The following is a 17,481-nucleotide window of genomic DNA, read 5'->3' as shown; positions in this document are numbered from 1 at the left end:
CGCACGCTCAGCGCGGTGGCGGCTGCTGCGGGTAGGGCGGCTCGGGCAGCGTCGGTGGGCCCGGAGGGTAGAACCCGTACGGATAGAGCGGGCGGGGCGCATGCCGGCGGGCGTACGCGCGAGCCGGATCGACCAACCGGGAGATCCGGATCGCCTGCAGGACGCCCGGCACGGTGCCCAACAGGGCGAGCGCCACAGCGAACCGGGTCCGCAACGGCATGCCGTAGAGCCAGCCGATCAGCGGCACCGCGGTCAGCAGAACGGTGAGCGCGAAACCGCCCAGCGCCCAACCGCCCCACCTGGTGGTCGCACCCTGGTAGCGGGCACCGATGAACAGCACGACCGCCGTGACGGCGCCCAAGGGCATGACGATCATCAGGAGCACCGGCACGGTGGCGAAGTCGTCGTCACGGCGCCAGAGCAACACCAGCGGGCCGGCGGCGAACAGCATCGAGACCCCACCGGCGAGCCCCCACCAGGGCCCGCCGCCACTGCGGCGGACCGCCAGATGAGCGGCGAACACGAGGACTGTGACGCCGAGGGAGAAGGCGAGCACGACGGCGAGCAGCAGGTCCGTCTGGCGTTCGCCGGGGCTGCCGCCGTCGACCCGTGGTGGCTCGTCCCAGTCGATGGCGGAGTTGCCCTGTTCGAAGAGGAACCCGGCACGCCGCCACCCACCGTCGGGCAGCCGGCGCAGGAAGCCGTCCCGCCCGTTGGCGACAAGCACCTCGTGGCCACCGCCTGCGGTGCTGTAGACGATCAGGTCGCGGGACGCGAAGTGCTGGCCGACGTTGCCCGGGTTCGGGGATCTGCGGGCCAGCTCCTCCCGTCGCGCGTCCGACACCTCCCAGGCCGCCTGCCAGGTCGCACCGTCGTCGTCGCTCTGCTCCACCCGCAGATGACCGGTGACCACCCGGTAGCAGCGCCGAGGGTTGTCGGGCACGCATGCCTGCCGTTGCCCGGGACCCTGCTGCGCGAGGCGCGACCCCTCGGTCTCGGTGGCGGGTCGCCAGGTGGTCGCGGCGTCGCCACTGATCGCCCACTCTCCGTCGGACGGCTCGGTCGGCCAGGAGGTGTAGCCGGAGCCGACCGAGATCGCGGGCTGACCGTCGAGCATCGTGGTGCCCAGCGCGTAGGGGTAGTAGACCGCGCTGGTGGCCGCCACCCCCAACACCGCCGGCGGGAGCACCACAAGCAGCCGGACCAGCCGAGCGGTCCGGTGACGCACCGGCCGCGTCCGGGCCCGTGTCCAACTCCACCAGGCCAGACCGAGCGCCGGCAGCGTGAGGAGGTCGGTCCAATCGGCCCGGACCAGCGACGGCCCCGCCAGCGCGGTCCAGGCCGAGGAGGCCAGCTCGGCGGCGTACCCGCTGGATTTGACGGCCGCGAACCCGGCGCCCACCGCGACCAGGCCGACCAGCGCGGCGGCGCGGGTGGGCAGCCGCGGCACCAGCAGCGTCAGCAGCACCGCGACCAGCGGTGGGGCGAGCACCAGGCCCGTGACGTCGCTCAGCTTGCCGGTCAGCGGGCCGGGAAAGGCCGGCTTCAGCACGTGGTCGTTGACCAGCAGCACGGCCAGGGCGAGCAGGGTGACGGGATGACAGAGCCAGGACAACGTCACGGGTGCGCCGTCGTGCGTCTTCTCCGACCCCGTCATTCCCTCAGGATCGGCCGGGCGTGTCTCGGTCCGGACACGCATCGGTGTGTGTCCGATACCGACTGTCAACCGGCGTCGGAGGAGTGTCCGGGGAACAGGTGGGCGTCGGGGTCGATGGCCACCGCCGCGTTGTTGACAGCGGTCGCGGCCTCGCCGAAGCCGGTGGCGATGAGCCGGACCTTGCCCGGGTACTCGGTGATGTCGCCGGCCGCGAAGACCCGGGGCAGGTTCGTGGCCATGGCGCTGTCCACCAGGATGTGCCGGCGGTCCAGCCGGAGACCCCACTCGGCGAGCGGGCCCAGGTCGGCGGTGAAGCCGAGGGCGGCGACCACCGTGTCCACCGGCAGTGTCTCGGCCGCGCCGCCGCGCACGGTCACCTCGGCGGCGGTCACCGTGGCGTCCCCGAGCAGGCGGGTGACCTCGGCGTTGACCACCACCCGCACCGGCAGCGACAGCACCCGGGCGACGGTCGAGGCGTGCGCCCGGAACTTCTCCCGCCGGTGCACCAGGGTCACCGAGCGGGCCAGCGGTTGCAGGGCCAGCGCCCAGTCGAAGGCGGAGTCACCGCCGCCGACGATGAGCACGTCCCGGTCGGCCAGCTCGGCCGGGTCGGTGACGAAGTAGACGATGCCGTTGCCGGGGGCGCCGTCCGCGCAGGGCAGTGGGCGTGGGCTGAAGCTGCCGAGCCCGCCGGTGACCACTACCGCGCCGCAGCCGAGCTGCTCGCCGCCGGCCAGGCCGAGCACCGGCCGGTCCTCGGTGTACGACAGCTTCTCGGCCCGCGTGCCGAGCAGGTACTGCGGGCCGAACGGCGCGGCCTGGGCGACCAGATTGGCGACCAGGTCGCGGCCCTTCACGGCCGGGAAGCCGGCGACGTCGAGGATGAGCTTCTCCGGGTACATGGCGGTGACCTGGCCGCCCGGTTCCGGAAGCGCGTCGATCACCGCAACCGACAACCCTCGGAATCCGGCGTAGTACGCGGCGAACAGGCCGGCGGGACCGGCCCCGATCACGGCGACATCGACCTCGCGCATGGCGTACCGTCGCTTTCCGCTCACGGATCAACGCGTGCTGATCTCGACCGTAGGCGGGGGGCAGCGGTCGGGCAAGCATGTCCCAGGGGCGCGCCGAGGAGCGGGTCAGGGCAGGCTGAGGGTGGAACCCGAGTAGTCCGTGCCGTCCACGCTCGGTCGCCGCCGACGGAACAGGATCGCCGCCACCACGCCACCGAGCAGGCCGAACAGGTGCCCCTGCCAGGAGATCCGCTCGTCGGTGGGGAGGATGCCGACCAGCTGCCAGCCGTAGAGCAGACCGACCAGCAGGAAGACGGCGAAGTTCCACCAGCTGCGCTCGACGATGCCCCGGGTGAGCAGGATGCCCAGGTAGCCGAAGATGACGCCGCTGGCGCCGACGACCACCGAGTTGGGCGAGCCGGTGAACCAGACCCCGAGCCCGCTGACCAGGATGATGATCAGGGTCGACCAGAGGAACCGGCGGGCACCGGCGGCCAGCACGAAGGTGCCCAGCAGGATCAGCGGGATGCTGTTGCTGTAGAGGTGGTCGAAGCCGTGGTGCAGGAACGGTGAGAAGAAGACCCCGTCCAGGCCGTCGATGCGGTGCGGGATGATGCCGGCGGTCGCGTCCAGGCCGAACGCGAGCCCCTGGTCGACCGCCTCGATGAGGAAGAGGAACGGGACCACCGCGCACATGGCGACGAAGGCCCGGCCGAGCGCGGCGTAGAACGCCTCGGTGCCGAACCGGTAGGGGTCGCCGCTTGGCGGCTGCAGGCTCACCCCCCAACTGCTATCAGCAAAAGGGGCCTACCGCCACTCACGTCCCGCCCGCTCGCCGGTGTACGCGCGACGGCGGGGCGGGTGGATGACCACCCGCCCCGCCGGTCAGCGACGTCAGTAGTTGCCGTTGTTCTGGAAGTTTCTCCAGGCGCCACAGGGCGTGTCGTAACGGCCCTTGATGTAGCCCAGCCCCCACTTGATCTGGGTGGCCGGGTTCGTCCGCCAGTCGTCCGCGACCGAGCCCATCTTGCTGCCGGGCAGCGACTGCGGGATGCCGTACGCGCCGGAGGAGGAGTTGCTGGCCTTGTGGTTCCAGCCGCTCTCCTTGTTCCAGAGCTTGTCCAGGCAGGGGAACTCGGCGATGCCGAAGCCCGCCTCGAGCATCAGCGCGCAGCCGATCTTGCGGTTGCCGCTGTACTCCGCGCAGGACGCCGGGATCGGCCCGTCGTACGGCTTGGCGACCTCCTTGGCAGCGGCCTCGCGCTCGCGCTTGCGCGACGCCGCGGCGGCCTCGGCCCTGCGGGCCCGCTCGGCGGCCTCCTTGGCGACCTGCGCCGCCCGCAGCTTCGCCTGGTATTCGGCGGCCCGCTGCCGCGCGAACGCGATCTGGTGGCTGGCCTGGCGCTCGCGCTGGTAGGCGAAGTCGATCCGCTCGACCTCGACGCTAGCCTGCTCGGTCAGGCCCTGTTGCTGGGTTTCCCGATCTTCGCCCAGGTAGAAACCACCGGCAACGCCCACGGAGAGCAGCGCGACAGCGGCCGTACGGGCGCCCAACCGGCTCCACAGCCGACTCACGAAGTGTCCCTTCGTCGGGGGCATGGACACGGCGCGGCGCAGGCCAGGTGGCCCTCAGCCGTGCCGTGAGCGCCCCGACCGGTGAGCCGGTCGCGCCGACGCACCGACCGTCACCGATGCCGCCCAGATCTCGGACGAACGATCACCAACGATGCCTGTGGTGCGTGGGCGCTCGTGGGACACGATCGCGCACAGTGAGGCTGATGGGAAACCAACCGGCAGGTTTGTGATTTGCACCACATCGATAAGGTGGACGAAAACCTACGAAAGCCCCGTTACAGCGGGATGTCCTCCAGAAGGTCGGTCACCATCGCGGCGATCGGCGACCGCTCCGACCGGCTGAGCGTGACGTGGGCGAAGAGAGGATGGCCCTTCAACGCCTCGATCACCGCCGTCACGCCGTCGTGCCGACCGACCCGCAGATTGTCCCGCTGGGCGACGTCGTGGGTGAGCACCACCCGGGAGCCCTGCCCGATCCGGGAGAGCACGGTCAGCAGCACGCCGCGCTCCAGAGACTGGGCCTCGTCCACGATCACGAAGGCGTCGTGCAGGCTGCGCCCCCGGATGTGGGTCAGCGGCAGCACCTCGAGGATGCCGCGCGAGGTGACCTCCTCCAGGACGTTCTCGTGCACCACCGCGCCGAGCGTGTCGAAGACCGCCTGCGCCCACGGCGACATCTTCTCCGACTCGGACCCGGGCAGATAGCCCAGCTCCTGACCGCCGACGGCGTACAGGGGGCGGAAGACGATCACCTTCTTGTGCCGGCGACGCTCCATCACCGCCTCCAGGCCGGCGCAGAGCGCCAACGCCGACTTGCCGGTGCCGGCCCGCCCACCCAGCGAGACGATCCCGATCGTCTCGTCGAGCAGCAGGTCGAGGGCGACCCGCTGCTCGGCCGAGCGGCCGTGCAGACCGAACGCCTCCCGGTCGCCCCGGACCAGCCGGACGGACTTGTCCGGCAGCACCCGGCCCAGCGCGGAGCCGCGACCCGAGTGCAGCACCAGGCCGGTGTGGCAGGACAGACCCGCCGCCTCGTCGAGGTCGAGCGTGTCGCCGGCGTACAGCGCGGAGATCTGCTCCTCGCTCAGATCCAGCTCGGACATGCCCGTCCAGGTGGGGTCACCGGCCTGGCCGTGCCGGTACTCGTCGGCACGCAGACCCACCGAGGCGGCCTTGACCCGCAGCGGCATGTCCTTGCTGACAAGCGTGACGTCCCGGCCCTCGGCGGCGAGGTTGAGCGCCACGGAGAGGATCCGGGCGTCGTTGCTCTCGGTGCGGAACCCGGGAGGCAGCACCCCGTCGTCGGTGTGGTTCAGCTCGACCCGCAGCGTGCCGCCCACGTCGTTGGCGGGCACCGGCGTGTCCAGTCGACCGTGCTGGATCCGCAGCTCGTCGAGCATCCGCAGCGACTGCCGGGCGAACCAGCCCAGCTCCGGATGGTGCCGCTTGCCCTCCAACTCGGTGATGACCACCAGCGGCAGCACCACCTCGTGCTCGGCGAAGCGGTGGAACGCCGCCGGGTCGGACAACAGCACTGACGTGTCCAGAACGAACGCCTGGCCTGCTGGTCGCGGCTCCTTGGGGTCGGCCGGCGCGGTTGCCGCAGTACGGCGGCTCCGGGGGGCACGGCGGGTCGTGGCAGTCGCGGCCGGGTTCTGGTCGGCACCGGCGGTGGTACGGCGAGTCGTCACAGGCCTGCTCCGACGGATGGGCACCCGGCCACCCGTGTTCCGCCTCGTCCGGTGCCCGGGGACACGGGGTCGGATGCGGAACCCCGTGTGCGAGGTCGCAGATCCGGGCGGGCCGGCTGGCTCGGGAGAACCCCGTGCCATGCCTAGACGCTAGCGGCGGCGGACCGTCCCGGCTAGGGGCGATCGTGGATCTCCGGGAACGGCCGCGTGAACACCGCCCGGTCGGATGACCCGGCAGATCGTCGCCACGGCCGATCCCGCGCCCGGATAGGACGACACCGGCGACCGCAACCCGCGGAGCCGGCGGCGCGGCGAGCCGGCCGGGATGCATGCCCCCTGCGCGCATCCCGGCCGGCCGGGGCCACCGTCACCGGTCTGACGAGGCCCCGCCGGTGCGTGTCCGCCGCGGACGACGCACCGCGTTTCTCCGCGCCGGTCGGCGGGACCGCCCGCAGCGGCCCGCCGGCCGGCTCAGCCGGTCCGTCGAACGAGCGTGCCGGTCGGGTGCCGCCCGGTGATCGGGGCGGCCGGCGCGGTGAACGACGAGCCGGTGTACGTGGTGCCGGGGCGGGCCACCGTGCCGGTGGAGCGGACGACCCCCGCCGAGGAGACCGACAGGGCGGAGGCGATCGCCGCCTGGGCGTCGCGTCGACGCCGGTTCCAGGCGCCCCGGTCACCGTCGAAGTAGCCCTGCCGATAGCCGAAGCGGTAGCCGATGCGGTAGCTGAGCTGCCCGTGCAGGCGACCGGCCGCGTAGCTGGTGGCACCCAGCACCAGGACGAGGAAGACCACGAGGAACGGGCTCATCGGGCGGCCCCGGCCCGACCCGGATACCGGATCATCGTTCCTCCGGCTCGACAGTGGTGGGGTCGGCGGTGGGATCAGCGACCAGCAGCCGGTCCAGGTCGTCGGTGCTGACCTCCTCGACCAGCTCGACGCTGATCCGGCAGCCGTCCAGCACGACCTCGGCCACGGAGGACCGGCGGATCTCCCCGCCGGCGTCGTAGACACGGACGCTCAACTCGGGGCAGCCGAGATGGGTACGCCAGGCGTTCCACTCGGTGCGGTCGCCCACGCTCAGCGACAGGTATCGGCAGCCTCGGGCGAGGTAGAGGCGCCAGGGGGCGCTCAGCCCCGCGGCCACTCCCTCGGCGATCAGCCCGAAGGCCTGGGCTCGGGTGGCGAGCTCGGTCACCACACCCCCTCGGCACCGGGGGCGTGACGCATGTGAGCACCAATCGTCTCATGCACGTGACACACCGTAGATTGTCCCATGAGCGTGACAGTATCAGCTTTTCGTCCGCTTACATCCGCCACTACGGGCATCTATTCTGCCCGGGTGACACCCCTCCAGAGCGGCACTGGATCGTTTACCGCAAATCCGAGAGTGCCGTCCCGTCCGCGTGACAGCAGCGCGCCTGGGCATACACCCGCGCCCGGCTGGCCGTACCGTCACGGGGTGACCGAGACGGCCAATGCGCGAAAAATCGCCTTCGCCACCTTCGTCCGGCGCGCCCTCGACGAGGCGCGAGCGACGCGGGCCTGGAGCGGCACCGAGGTGTCCCGGCGCACCGGCGTCTCGCGGCAGACCATCAACCGGTGGGTCCGCGGGGACTGGGCCAGCGACCCCGAGGCCGAACGCGTCGTCGCCTTCTGCGAGGGTCTGGGCCTGAATCCCGCCGCCGCCTTCGCCGCGCTCGGCTGGGACCGCACCGCGAGCGGCCCCCGCGCCGGCCAACCGGCCCCGCCGATGGACCCGGACGTGGAGGCTCTGCTGCGCCGCCTGGTCGACCCGAACGTGTCGGACGCGGAGAAGTTCCACATCCGGGAAACCATTAGATACCTCGCATATCGCCCAACGTTGCCGGTCGATGTCCGAAATAGAGGCAATCAGGCAGGGTAGTTCCTCAAATGGCGAAAGAACGCCTGGTCAGGTTCATTCGTTTCGCTCCGGGGCCACAACGGGCACGCTAGCGTCCCTACTCGTACTGCTTGGGCTCGTCATCGGCGGGGGGACGGGACAAGGCCGAACCCAGCCCTGCGGGACATAAGGAGGGGTCTGTCCATGACCCTGAAGTGGTGGGCAGTCGTGGTCGCCACGGTGTCGATGACACTGTGGGCGACCGGCAACGTGGTGACCCTCGCGGTCAACGGTGGGCAGCTGCCGCTGCTCGTCAACCTTCTCGCGCTGACCAGCGCCGGTACGGCGGTCATCCTGGCCGTCGTCGCCGAGCTGCACGAGCGACTCGACGACCGGATCAGCGCCCTCACCGAGTTCCTGGTGGCACGGCTCAACGAGATCGAGACCCACACCGGGGACCGCAACACCGGCTTCGTGGAGGGCTACCTGCTCAGCCACGGTCAGGACGCGGCTGTGGTGCCATTCGGACGCCGCGGACGAGGAGCCGCCGAACGCTGACACGCGCCGCCGAGCGGTGGTGCTCGGCCAGGAATGAGCCCTCAACGCCGGGGTACGCTGACGCGCGTGCCGCCGTTGAATCTGGGCAACCACCAGCCGAGAACCCCGTTGAACGCCGACCAGGCATGGCAGGTCACTGCCGGCCGGGCGGGCGGAACCGTGCTCTTCTTCGACTTCGACGGCACACTCGCGCCCGTCGACGACGACCCGACGGCGGTGCGCCCCGCGCCGAACGCCCTGGCCGCGATCGAGGCGCTGGCTCCGGTGGTGCAGCGAATCGCGATCGTCTCCGCGCGGCCCGTGGAGTTCCTCCGGGATCGCCTCGGCGAGCTGAGCGGCGTCGACCTCTACGGTCTCTACGGGCTGGAGCACAGCCACTCCGGTGGGGAGACCGTCACCGAGCCCACCGCCCTGCCGTGGGTGCCCACCATGGCCGAGCTGGCCGACCTGGCCCGGGCGGAGCTGCCACCGGGCACGCTCGTCGAGTACAAGCGGCTCTCGGTCGCGCTGCACTGGCGTACCGCGCCGCAGCTCGGCGGGACCGTGCAGCAGTGGGGGCAGGCGCAGGCCGACCGGCTGGGGCTGCGGGTGCAGGCCGGCCGGATGGTGCTGGAGCTCAAGCCGCCCGTCGACCGGGACAAGGGAATGGTGATCGGCGAGGTGGTCCAGGGCGCCACCGGCGCCTGGTACTTCGGCGACGACGTGTCCGACATCAAGGCGTTCGCCGCGCTGCGCGCCCGCGCCGAGGCCGATCCGGACTTCTTCGGCGTCTGCGTGGCAGTCGCCAACCCGGAGACCGGTCAGGAGGTGGCCAACGCCGCCGACCTGACCATCGAGTCCCCGGCCGCACTGGGTGACTTCCTCACCCGGGCCCTGACCCGGCTGCCCTGACCCCGCCTGGCTCCCGCCCCGGCGGGGCTCACGCCCCGTAGCGGCGCTGACGTGTCGCGTACGAGCGCAATGCGCGCAGGAAGTCGATGTGCCGGAAATCCGGCCAGTTGAGCTCGCAGAAGTAGAACTCCGAGTGCGCGGACTGCCAGAGCATGAAACCGGACAGCCGCTGCTCCCCGCTGGTGCGGATGACCAGGTCGGGGTCGGGCTGGCCGCGGGTGTAGAGGTGCTCGGCGATGTGCTCGACGTCCAGCACCTCGGCCAGCTCCTCGATGGTGCCGCCGGAGGCGGCGTGCTCCAGCAGCAGCGAACGGACCGCGTCGGTGATCTCCCGCCGGCCGCCGTAGCCGACGGCGATGTTGACCTCGGCGCCGCCGCTGCGGTCCCGGGTGCGCTCCTCGGCGCCCTTGAGCGCCGCCGCCGTCTGCGCGGGCAGCAGGTCCAGTGCGCCGACGATGCGCAGCCGCCAGGGGTTGCCCTCCTCGGCCAGCTCCACCACCAGGTCCTCGATGATCTGCAGCAGCGGATCCAGCTCGCTGGCCGGGCGGCGCAGATTGTCGGTGGCCAGCAGGTAGAGGGTCACGTGGCCGATGCCGGCCTGGTCACACCAGCCGAGGACGTGCTTGATCTTCGCCGCGCCGACCCGGTGCCCGTCGTTGGGGTCGACGTAGCCCATCTCCCTCGCCCACCGGCGGTTTCCGTCGCACATCACCCCGACGTGTCGGGGCACCGGCTTGCCCGCGAGCTTCGCCGTGAGCCGGCGCTCGTACACGGAGTAGATAAGGTTCCGCAGCGTCATCACCTAGCAGCGTAGCGACCCGCCGGCAGGATCACCCCTTCGGAGGGCGATCCCCGCCGGACAGTTCGATTCCGATCATGCCCAGCGTGCGGGCCGTGAGCCGCCCGTCGCCGAGCCCCAGCTCGACCACATCGTCGAAGACGCGGTCGTCTCGGCGGGCCGCCCGGACGGCCGCGTCGACCACTCGCCGCCGTCGCGCCAGCCACGCGGCCACCGAGCTGTGCCGCAGGTGGGTGCCGAGACGACGACGCAGACCCACGGCGTAGCGACGTGCGGCCGCCTCGGGCGTACGGGCCGCCGCGGCCCCGGCCAGCGCACCGGAGAGCAGCGCGTAGAAGATGCCCTCCCCGGTGAACGGGTTGATCAGCGACAGGGCGTCGCCGGCCAGCAGGGTGCGGTCCCGACCCGGCGCCGGGCGGTGCGTGGACAGCGGCAGGTGGTGGGCACGCAGCGCGGTCACCGTCGACAGGTCGGTGCCGGGCAGCAACGCGGCCAGCCGATCCAGCAGGTACGCCCGGCTCAGCGGCTCGCCGCGCAGGACCTCCCCGTACCCGACGTTCGCCCGCCCGTCGCCGATCGGGAACGACCAGGCGTACGCCGGCCAGCGCGCCTTCGACGTGACGATGAGCTGCTCGGGCGGGCCGGGCAGCGCCGGAGCGTACCCCCGGATGGCAAGCGCCAGGTGCCGGTCGGGGTTCACCTCGTGGCCGAGGGCGCGGCGCACCACCGACCCGGCGCCGTCCGCGCCCACCACCACCCGCCCGGACAGCTCCCCGTCGAGCACCACCCGGTCGGCGCGCGGCTGGACCCGGCGGACGTTGTGCCGCCGCAACTGCGCCCCGGCGGCCACCGCCGCCGCCACCAGCCGTGCGTCGAAGACCTCCCGAGGCACTGTGTACGCGGGCCGGGGCAGCGCCCGAGCGACCGCCTGGCCGCCCGGCGACACCATCCGCAGCGCGGGCAGCGGAGCGTACCCGGCGACCGCCTCGGCGACGCCCAGCTCGGCGAGCACGTCCACCGAGTGCGCCGCGATCCCGTCGCCGCACGCCTTGTCCCGGGGGAAGTCGGCCCGGTCCAGCAGCAGCACGCTGGCGCCCGCCCGGCGGGCCGTGAGCGCGGCAGCCGCCCCGGCCGGTCCCGCTCCCACCACTACCACGTCGAACTCGTCGCTCACGGCGCGCCTCCCTCCGTTCGGTGGGCGGCCCGCTCCTGCCCCGCCCGGCGGTCCGCCCGCGTCGCCGACGTCGACCGCTGTGACCGACGCCATCCGCCATCCTGCCCCCTGCCGGCGCTGCCGGACCGATGTCGCACGGCCGAGCCGCGCCGAAGCGCGACCTGCGCGGGGGCCGGAGGACCGGGGAGCGCCTGTCGAGCTGCCCCACAACCGGGGCACCGGCGCGGACGGGCACAGCTTTCGCGGGGGGAGGTCGACGCCGGATCTGGAGAGAGCGAACGGTGGTTTCCCGCGCGGCGGAAGCCGCCCCACGACTGGGGCAGCTCTACAGCATCCGCGAAGGGCCCGACCCACTCGCCTCAGGGCACGGGCGGACGCCCTGCGCGACCCTCAGACCGGGGCGGCTGCGTCCGGGGCGCGGGCCGCGCGGCGCAGGCCGTAGAGGGCCAGGCCGGCGGCGGCGACCAGCGGCGCACCGTCGCGCACCAGGCCGTCCAGGCCCAGCAGCCACCAGCACAGCGGCAGGTCCACGGCGAGGACGGCGAGCGTGACGACGACCAGCAGGCCACGCGCCCAGTGCTTGCCGCGCATCAGGAACGCGGTGCAGAACAGCACCGCGTAGCTGGCCGCGATGCCCGCGCCGAACCAGAACAGCACGGCAGGTACGGCGGACAGACGATCGTCCAGGATGGCGCCTGTCGCCACCAGGGCCGGCACCAGCATCAGCGGGCTGTAGGTGAACGCGGCCACCCGACTGGTCAGCAGCCAACCGCTGGCGTGCGGTCGGCGCGGCGGGGTCTCCCGCCAGGAGATGCCGGCCTTGTCGATGACCAGCCGGGGTCGGTGCCGGACGAGATGCCCGGCGAGCGCCGACGAGCGGTAGAGCAGCCAGACCACAGTCACACAGAGCGCGGTCAGGACGGCGAAGCCGAGCAGTCCGGGCAGCGGCGGCACCCCCTGCCGGGGCACGATCAGCCGGCCGACGGCGAAGATCGTGGTGACCGCGAGGATCAACCCGAACGGGCGGGCCACCGTGCGGCCCCGGCGGACGTGCCCGATCAGCAGCAGGAAACCGAACGAGCGCAGCATCGCCCAGCCGGTGCGAACGGCCAGTCCGAAACCCTGCTCCGGGGCGTACCACCAGTTGAGGAGCTCGACCACGACGGTGGCCGCCGCCGTCGTCGCGAGCAGGAAGGTGAGCACCCGGACGGCGGACGGCCGCCGGACCTCGGTCTCGGCGGCCGTCCTCATGGGATCCGTTGTTGCCCGCGGTGGGCGCTCTTCACACCTGGCGCGTCGGTGCGGCGTCCAGGCGGGCGCGCAGCGCGTCCAACTCGGCCCAGAGCACGCCGGGCAGCTTGTCACCGAACTTCTCGAACCACTCGGTGATCATCGGCAGTTCGTTGCGCCACTCGTCCGGGTCGACCTTCAGCGCGATCCGCACGTCCTCCGGGGTCATGTCCAGGCCCTCGACGTCCAGCGAGTCGGGCGTCGGCACCATGCCCACCGGGGTCTCGACCGCGTCGGCCGTGCCCTCGATCCGCTCGACGACCCACTTGAGCACCCGGGAGTTCTCCCCGAAGCCCGGCCACAGGAACGAGCCGTCCGGGTCCTTACGGAACCAGTTCACGTAGTAGATCTTCGGCAGCTTGGCCTCGTCGCCGTCGGTGCCCTTGCCCATCTCGATCCAGTGCCGGAAGTAGTCACCCGCGTGGTAGCCGATGAACGGCAGCATCGCCATCGGGTCGCGGCGGACCACGCCCACCGCACCGGACGCGGCGGCGGTGGTCTCCGAGGAGAGCGTCGCGCCCATGTAGACGCCGTGCACCCAGTCGCGAGCCTCGGTGACCAGCGGGATGGTGTCCTTGCGGCGACCACCGAAGAGGATCGCGTCGATCGGCACGCCGTTCGGGTCGAAGTACTCGTCGGCGAGGATCGGGCACTGGGTGATCGGGGTGCAGAACCGGCTGTTCGCGTGCGAGGAGAGGCCGTCGCTCTCCGGCGTCCAGTCGTTGCCCTTCCAGTCGATCAGGTGCGCCGGGGGCTCGCCCATGCCCTCCCACCAGACGTCACCGTCGTCGGTGAGGCCGACGTTCGTGAAGACGGAGTTGCCCCGGTCCAGCGTCCGCATGGCGTTGGCGTTGGTCTTCCAGTCGGTGCCGGGCGCCACGCCGAAGAGGCCGTACTCCGGGTTGACCGCGTAGAGCCGGCCGTCCGGGCCGAACCGCATCCAGGCGATGTCGTCGCCGATCGTCTCGACCTTCCAGCCCGGGATGGTCGGCTCCACCATCGCCAGGTTGGTCTTGCCGCAGGCGGACGGGAAGGCGCCGGCGATGTGGTGGACCTTGCCCTCCGGCGAGGTGATCTTGAGGATGAGCATGTGCTCGGCGAGCCAGCCCTCGTCCCGGCCCATCACGCTGGCGATCCGCAGCGAGTAGCACTTCTTGCCGAGCAGCGAGTTGCCGCCGTACCCGGACCCGTACGACCAGATCTCCCGGGTCTCCGGGAAGTGCGAGATGTACTTGGTCTCGTTGCACGGCCACGCCACGTCCTGCTGGCCCGGGGCGAGCGGGGCGCCGATCGAGTGCAGCGCGTGCACGAAGTCGGCGTCGTCGCCCATCGCCTCGAGGACGCGCGTGCCCATCCGGGTCATGATGCGCATCGAGGCGACCACGTACGGGCTGTCGGTGATCTCGACACCGAACATGGGGCTCGCGGCCTCGACCGGGCCCATCACGAACGGGATGACGTACATGGTGCGACCGCGCATCGAACCGCGGTACAGCTCGGTCATCGTCCGCTTCATCTCGGCCGGCGCCATCCAGTTGTTGGTGGGGCCGGCGTCCGCCTCGTCGACGGAGCAGATGTAGGTGCGCTCCTCGACCCGGGCGACATCCGTCGGGTCGGTGCGCGCGTAGAACGAGTTCGGCTTCTTCTCCGGGTTCAGCCGGATGAGGGTGCCGGCCTCGACCAGCTCATCGGTGAGGCGACGCCACTCCTCGTCCGACCCGTCCACCCACACGACCCGGTCGGGGGTGGTCAGTTCCGCGACCTCACGGACCCAGGCAAGCAGTTTCGGATGGGACGTCGGGGCCTGATCGATACCCCGCACTACAGCCGGAGCAACCATGACACATCTCCTTGTGGTCGACGCTGACCGATCTATGGGATGCACGAGTCTCAGCGACGCCGCGCGCCGCCTTCGTGGAAACCTGGGATTGGCCTCAGCGTAAACCGGGCAGCCTTCCTAGACAGTGGGACGGGTTGTGAAGAACTGCACAAGATACGGCCACGCTGCGGCATCACGATCTGATACCCGCTTTCCTGCGCAGTTTCACGCAAATCTTGTTGTGCACCCCGGTCGACGCGCGTTCCGGTCGGACCGTCAACCCCCCGGCCGACCGGTGCGGGGATTCCCGTTCCGAGGCGCATCAGTCCTCCCCTGTGGTTACGCTGCGTTCAACTGCGGTGTACTGGACGAAAGGGCCGGCACGAGCGACGATGTCCGGTCGCCGTTGCTACCCCGCCGACTGGCCGAGAGCCGGTAGGCTCGCCCCGTGGCCGCCACGATGACCGGGGAGCAACCGGGTCCCCGGCAGACCCGCCCGGGTCTGATCCGCGGACTCTTCGACCGTTTCGGTCACCTCGTGCGCGAGCTGAGCAAGTTCGCCACCGTGGGCGGGATCGCCTTCCTCATCGACTTCGCGCTCTTCAACTACCTGACGACCGCGCGGGGCATGGAACAGGTCACCGCGAAGACGATCTCGACAGTGATCGCGGCGACCTTCGCCTTCATCGGCAACCGGTTCTGGACCTGGCGGCACCGCCAGCGCAGCAACCCCGCGCGGGAGTACGCGCTCTTCTTCTTCTTCAACGCCGTCGGCCTCGGCATCGCGGTGGCCTGCCTCGCGATCAGCCGCTACGGGCTCGGCAGCATCTGGCCGGCCGTGTTCCAGACGCAGCTCGCCGACAACATCGCCAGCTTCATCGTCGGCACGGGCCTCGGGACGCTGTTCCGATTCTGGTCCTACCGGCGGTTCGTCTTTGTCGAAGCGGGAACTCCGATCGTTCCGCAGGTGGAGCACGACCGGGATCACGGGGCGTGACCTGCCGCCCACCTCGTCCGGCCGGTGATCGCCGGCTTCACCGACTGCCCTAAGGTGTTTCGCATGCGTCTTGTCCGTCTGCTACCTGAGCGCTGGCAGAAGTTCATCCACGAGGCGCTCAAATTCGGCATCGTCGGCGGCGTCAACACCGTCATCAATTACGCGGTGTTCAATGCCCTTGCACTTACCGTTTTCGTGAACGGTCAGTTGAAGGCGAACGTGATCGCGACACTCGTCGCAACGATCACGTCGTACCTGATGAATCGTCATTGGACGTACCGGGATCGTCCGAAATCGGCGCTTCGTCGGGAATACCTCCTATTCTTCCTTTTCAACGGGGCCGGACTGCTCATCGAACTGGGCGCCGTGGCCGCGGCAAAGTACGGGCTCGGCGTGCACGGCCTGCTGGCGCTGAACGTGGCGAAGACCGCAGGCGTCCTGCTGGGCACGCTGTTCCGGTTCTGGTCGTACCGGACCTTCGTCTTCCAACCCGTCTCGCCGGCCGAGGACAAGACGAAGGCCGAGCCGACCTGGCACGACATCCCGCGCGACGAGTGGGACACCCTCGCCGAGATGGACCCGGTCGCCGAGCTGGCCGAATCCGTCTCCGAGCTGGAAGAGGCGCAGTCCGGTGACCGACCCGACCCGACCGGCGCCGCTCCCACGCAGCAACGGCCCACACCGATGACCGCCGGCCTCCACGCCGACCTGGACGCGGAACTCGCCGCGGAGCTGCACGCCGGCACCCGTCGCGCGCCCCGCCGGTGACGCCTCCCGCCACCCGCTCCGGCACCGGAGCGCCCGCCGAGCTGTTCTTCGAGGATCTCGTCCCGGGGCTCACCGTCGACCTCGGGACGGTGACCGTCGACGGCGACGAGATGCTGGCCTTCGCCCGTCGCTTCGACCCGCAGTGGTATCACCTCGACCCGCAGCTGGCCGAGGCCAGTAGGCACGGCGGCGTGATCGCCAGCGGCTTCTACACGGTCAGCCTGTTCATGCGGGCGTACGTCGATCACCTGCTGTCGCGCGCGGCGGCGGACGCCTCCCCCGGTCTGGAGGAGTTGCGGTGGCTCGCCCCGGTACGCGCCGGTGACCGCCTCGCCGTCCGGGTGGACGTGATGGGTGCCCGCCCGTCGGCCGCCCGCCCCGGGCTCGGCACCGTCATCCTCACCGGCACCATGCTCCGCCTCGGCCCGGACAACCGTCCCGAGCAGGAGGTGCTGCGGACCCGCTTTCGTGGCTGGTTCGCGCTCCGGCCAATCGAGACGAATCCCGACGCCACACCGGCCGAGGGCGACCCACCAGCAGAGGGCGGCCCACCGGAAGGCGGACCGCCCGAGACCAGTTCGTCGGAGAGCGGCCCCGCCGGAACCGGACCGTCGGAGAGCGGCCCCGCCGAGAGCGGGCCGTCGGAGAGCGGCCCCGCCGAGAGCGGGCCGCCCGGGGCCGGGGCGCAGCCCACGGTGCCCGAGGCCACGGTGCCCGAGGCCGAACAGCGCGCCTGACCGTCCCGCCCGGCGCTCGGGCCGGGACGGTCAGTGCTGATCGCGATCAGCTAGTCGTGTCGCGCAGCGGCTTGCCCTCGCGCATGTCGGCGAGGATGTCGCGCATCTCCCCGTCGCCGAGCGAGTGCTTGTCGTGCTGCGCCTCGACCAGCTCGTAGAGGGTGGTCTGCACCCGGCTGACACCCGGCACGTCGGCCAGCACCGACTGACCGCGCTCGCCTGCGGACTCGATCGTGAGGGTGCCGCAGCCGAGCAGCCGCTCGAAGAAGTGCTGGTTCATCGAGTGGTCGTTGATCCGGGTGAGCGGAAGGTCCCGCCGGTCCCGCGAGAAGACACCCTGCTGCAACAGCACGCGCTCGTTGGTGAACAGGTAGTGGGTGGTACGCCAGACCAGGAACGGCCACAGACCGAGCCAGAGGACCGCGATCAGGCCGATCACTCCGATCACGGCCAGCGCGATCGAACCACCGCTGCTCTCGGGCAGCAGGAGCACGCCGACCACCACCGCGGCGATGGCCAGCACCAGCACCGCGATCGGCCGGATCAGCGCCTTCCAGTGCGGGTGCAGGTGCAGCACGACGTGCTCGTCCTTCGTGAGCACGTCTTCGGGAAACGCCACGACAACCTCCAACGCCAGTTACTCGACGCGCC

General features: G+C 71.2%; 18 protein-coding genes. 6 read left to right on the top strand and 12 right to left on the bottom strand.

All coding sequences use genetic code 11. The features are described 5' to 3' along the window. Positions 1–7: 7 nt before the first annotated feature. The 7 genes from ACGFIE_RS11345 to ACGFIE_RS11315 form a co-directional block, all read right to left on the bottom strand. A complete protein-coding gene (locus ACGFIE_RS11345; protein WP_393293504.1) occupies positions 8–1,657 on the bottom strand; it encodes a hypothetical protein in 1,650 nt (549 codons plus the stop codon). A gap of 65 nt (positions 1,658–1,722) precedes the next feature. Then, on the bottom strand, positions 1,723–2,691 hold the full coding sequence (locus tag ACGFIE_RS11340) for an NAD(P)/FAD-dependent oxidoreductase (RefSeq protein ID WP_393294623.1): 969 nt from the start codon (positions 2,689–2,691) through the stop codon (positions 1,723–1,725). A gap of 105 nt (positions 2,692–2,796) precedes the next feature. Further along, positions 2,797–3,450: a rhomboid family intramembrane serine protease gene (locus ACGFIE_RS11335; RefSeq protein WP_393293502.1), complete on the bottom strand. Its 654-nt coding sequence runs from the start codon at positions 3,448–3,450 to the stop codon at positions 2,797–2,799. 114 nt (positions 3,451–3,564) lie between these two features. After that, the gene (locus ACGFIE_RS11330; RefSeq protein WP_393293500.1) at positions 3,565–4,245 is read right to left on the bottom strand and encodes a lytic transglycosylase domain-containing protein; all 681 of its coding nucleotides are present in this window, start codon (positions 4,243–4,245) and stop codon (positions 3,565–3,567) included. A 275-nt stretch (positions 4,246–4,520) separates the two neighbouring features. Further along, the gene (locus tag ACGFIE_RS11325; RefSeq protein ID WP_393293498.1) at positions 4,521–5,936 is read right to left on the bottom strand and encodes a PhoH family protein; all 1,416 of its coding nucleotides are present in this window, start codon (positions 5,934–5,936) and stop codon (positions 4,521–4,523) included. A gap of 471 nt (positions 5,937–6,407) precedes the next feature. After that, entirely contained in the window at positions 6,408–6,743 is a 336-nt protein-coding gene (locus ACGFIE_RS11320; RefSeq protein ID WP_393293496.1) for a hypothetical protein, read from the bottom strand. Between the two features lie 31 nt (positions 6,744–6,774). Beyond that, a complete protein-coding gene (locus ACGFIE_RS11315; RefSeq protein ID WP_039907344.1) occupies positions 6,775–7,131 on the bottom strand; it encodes a hypothetical protein in 357 nt (118 codons plus the stop codon). Positions 7,132–7,395: 264 nt separating this feature from the next. Between ACGFIE_RS11315 and ACGFIE_RS11310 the strand changes: the two genes are divergently transcribed. The 3 genes from ACGFIE_RS11310 to otsB all read left to right on the top strand — a co-directional run bounded on the left by ACGFIE_RS11310 (position 7,396) and on the right by otsB (position 9,246). Further along, on the top strand, positions 7,396–7,839 hold the full coding sequence (locus tag ACGFIE_RS11310; RefSeq protein WP_266248891.1) for an XRE family transcriptional regulator: 444 nt from the start codon (positions 7,396–7,398) through the stop codon (positions 7,837–7,839). 162 nt (positions 7,840–8,001) lie between these two features. Continuing rightward, the gene (locus tag ACGFIE_RS11305; RefSeq protein ID WP_363678499.1) at positions 8,002–8,355 is read left to right on the top strand and encodes a hypothetical protein; all 354 of its coding nucleotides are present in this window, start codon (positions 8,002–8,004) and stop codon (positions 8,353–8,355) included. A gap of 66 nt (positions 8,356–8,421) precedes the next feature. Further along, the gene (otsB, locus tag ACGFIE_RS11300) at positions 8,422–9,246 is read left to right on the top strand and encodes a trehalose-phosphatase (RefSeq protein ID WP_393293493.1); all 825 of its coding nucleotides are present in this window, start codon (positions 8,422–8,424) and stop codon (positions 9,244–9,246) included. A gap of 28 nt (positions 9,247–9,274) precedes the next feature. Here otsB and ACGFIE_RS11295 read toward each other — a convergent pair whose 3' ends face one another. The 4 genes from ACGFIE_RS11295 to ACGFIE_RS11280 all read right to left on the bottom strand — a co-directional run bounded on the left by ACGFIE_RS11295 (position 9,275) and on the right by ACGFIE_RS11280 (position 14,349). Then, positions 9,275–10,045 carry an isoprenyl transferase gene (locus ACGFIE_RS11295; RefSeq protein WP_363678495.1) on the bottom strand — a complete coding sequence of 257 codons (771 nt, stop codon included), beginning with the start codon at positions 10,043–10,045 and terminating at the stop codon, positions 9,275–9,277. A 31-nt stretch (positions 10,046–10,076) separates the two neighbouring features. After that, positions 10,077–11,312, bottom strand: a complete 1,236-nt coding sequence (locus tag ACGFIE_RS11290; protein ID WP_393293489.1) for an NAD(P)/FAD-dependent oxidoreductase — start codon at positions 11,310–11,312, stop codon at positions 10,077–10,079. Positions 11,313–11,609: 297 nt separating this feature from the next. Further along, positions 11,610–12,470: a hypothetical protein gene (locus tag ACGFIE_RS11285; RefSeq protein WP_393293487.1), complete on the bottom strand. Its 861-nt coding sequence runs from the start codon at positions 12,468–12,470 to the stop codon at positions 11,610–11,612. Between the two features lie 31 nt (positions 12,471–12,501). After that, positions 12,502–14,349: a phosphoenolpyruvate carboxykinase (GTP) gene (locus ACGFIE_RS11280; RefSeq protein ID WP_363678489.1), complete on the bottom strand. Its 1,848-nt coding sequence runs from the start codon at positions 14,347–14,349 to the stop codon at positions 12,502–12,504. 439 nt (positions 14,350–14,788) lie between these two features. Between ACGFIE_RS11280 and ACGFIE_RS11275 the strand changes: the two genes are divergently transcribed. From ACGFIE_RS11275 to ACGFIE_RS11265, 3 genes are all read left to right on the top strand, one after another. Next, positions 14,789–15,325: a GtrA family protein gene (locus tag ACGFIE_RS11275; protein ID WP_393294621.1), complete on the top strand. Its 537-nt coding sequence runs from the start codon at positions 14,789–14,791 to the stop codon at positions 15,323–15,325. A 63-nt stretch (positions 15,326–15,388) separates the two neighbouring features. After that, positions 15,389–16,093: a GtrA family protein gene (locus ACGFIE_RS11270; protein WP_363679538.1), complete on the top strand. Its 705-nt coding sequence runs from the start codon at positions 15,389–15,391 to the stop codon at positions 16,091–16,093. After that, complete coding sequence (locus tag ACGFIE_RS11265) at positions 16,090–16,830, top strand: MaoC/PaaZ C-terminal domain-containing protein (protein WP_393293484.1); 741 nt, start codon at positions 16,090–16,092, stop codon at positions 16,828–16,830. The genes ACGFIE_RS11270 and ACGFIE_RS11265 overlap by 4 nt, the downstream gene beginning before the upstream one ends. A gap of 46 nt (positions 16,831–16,876) precedes the next feature. On the opposite strand, the gene ACGFIE_RS11260 is transcribed toward ACGFIE_RS11265, so the two are convergent. Next, positions 16,877–17,449, bottom strand: a complete 573-nt coding sequence (locus ACGFIE_RS11260) for a PH domain-containing protein (protein WP_393293482.1) — start codon at positions 17,447–17,449, stop codon at positions 16,877–16,879. Between the last annotated feature and the right edge of the window lie 32 nt (positions 17,450–17,481).

This window comes from Micromonospora sp. NPDC049275, from assembly GCF_043197115.1.
Classification (GTDB): Bacteria; Actinomycetota; Actinomycetes; order Mycobacteriales; family Micromonosporaceae; genus Micromonospora.
Note: the sequence above shows the minus strand (reverse complement) of the source record. Positions and strands in the feature narration are given on the sequence as shown.

Bases quoted from the DNA above. Each gene is read 5' to 3' on its own strand.
- ACGFIE_RS11345 (WP_393293504.1), bottom strand. From the start codon at position 1,657: ATGACGGGGTCGGAGAAGACGCACGACGGCGCACCCGTGACGTTGTCC.
- ACGFIE_RS11340 (WP_393294623.1), bottom strand. From the start codon at position 2,691: ATGCGCGAGGTCGATGTCGCCGTGATCGGGGCCGGTCCCGCCGGCCTG.
- ACGFIE_RS11320 (WP_393293496.1), bottom strand. From the start codon at position 6,743: ATGAGCCCGTTCCTCGTGGTCTTCCTCGTCCTGGTGCTGGGTGCCACC.
- ACGFIE_RS11305 (WP_363678499.1), top strand. From the start codon at position 8,002: ATGACCCTGAAGTGGTGGGCAGTCGTGGTCGCCACGGTGTCGATGACA.
- ACGFIE_RS11295 (WP_363678495.1), bottom strand. From the start codon at position 10,045: ATGACGCTGCGGAACCTTATCTACTCCGTGTACGAGCGCCGGCTCACG.
- ACGFIE_RS11290 (WP_393293489.1), bottom strand. From the start codon at position 11,312: ATGGCGTCGGTCACAGCGGTCGACGTCGGCGACGCGGGCGGACCGCCG.
- ACGFIE_RS11285 (WP_393293487.1), bottom strand. From the start codon at position 12,470: ATGAGGACGGCCGCCGAGACCGAGGTCCGGCGGCCGTCCGCCGTCCGG.
- ACGFIE_RS11280 (WP_363678489.1), bottom strand. From the start codon at position 14,349: ATGGTTGCTCCGGCTGTAGTGCGGGGTATCGATCAGGCCCCGACGTCC.
- ACGFIE_RS11275 (WP_393294621.1), top strand. From the start codon at position 14,789: ATGACCGGGGAGCAACCGGGTCCCCGGCAGACCCGCCCGGGTCTGATC.
- ACGFIE_RS11270 (WP_363679538.1), top strand. From the start codon at position 15,389: ATGCGTCTTGTCCGTCTGCTACCTGAGCGCTGGCAGAAGTTCATCCAC.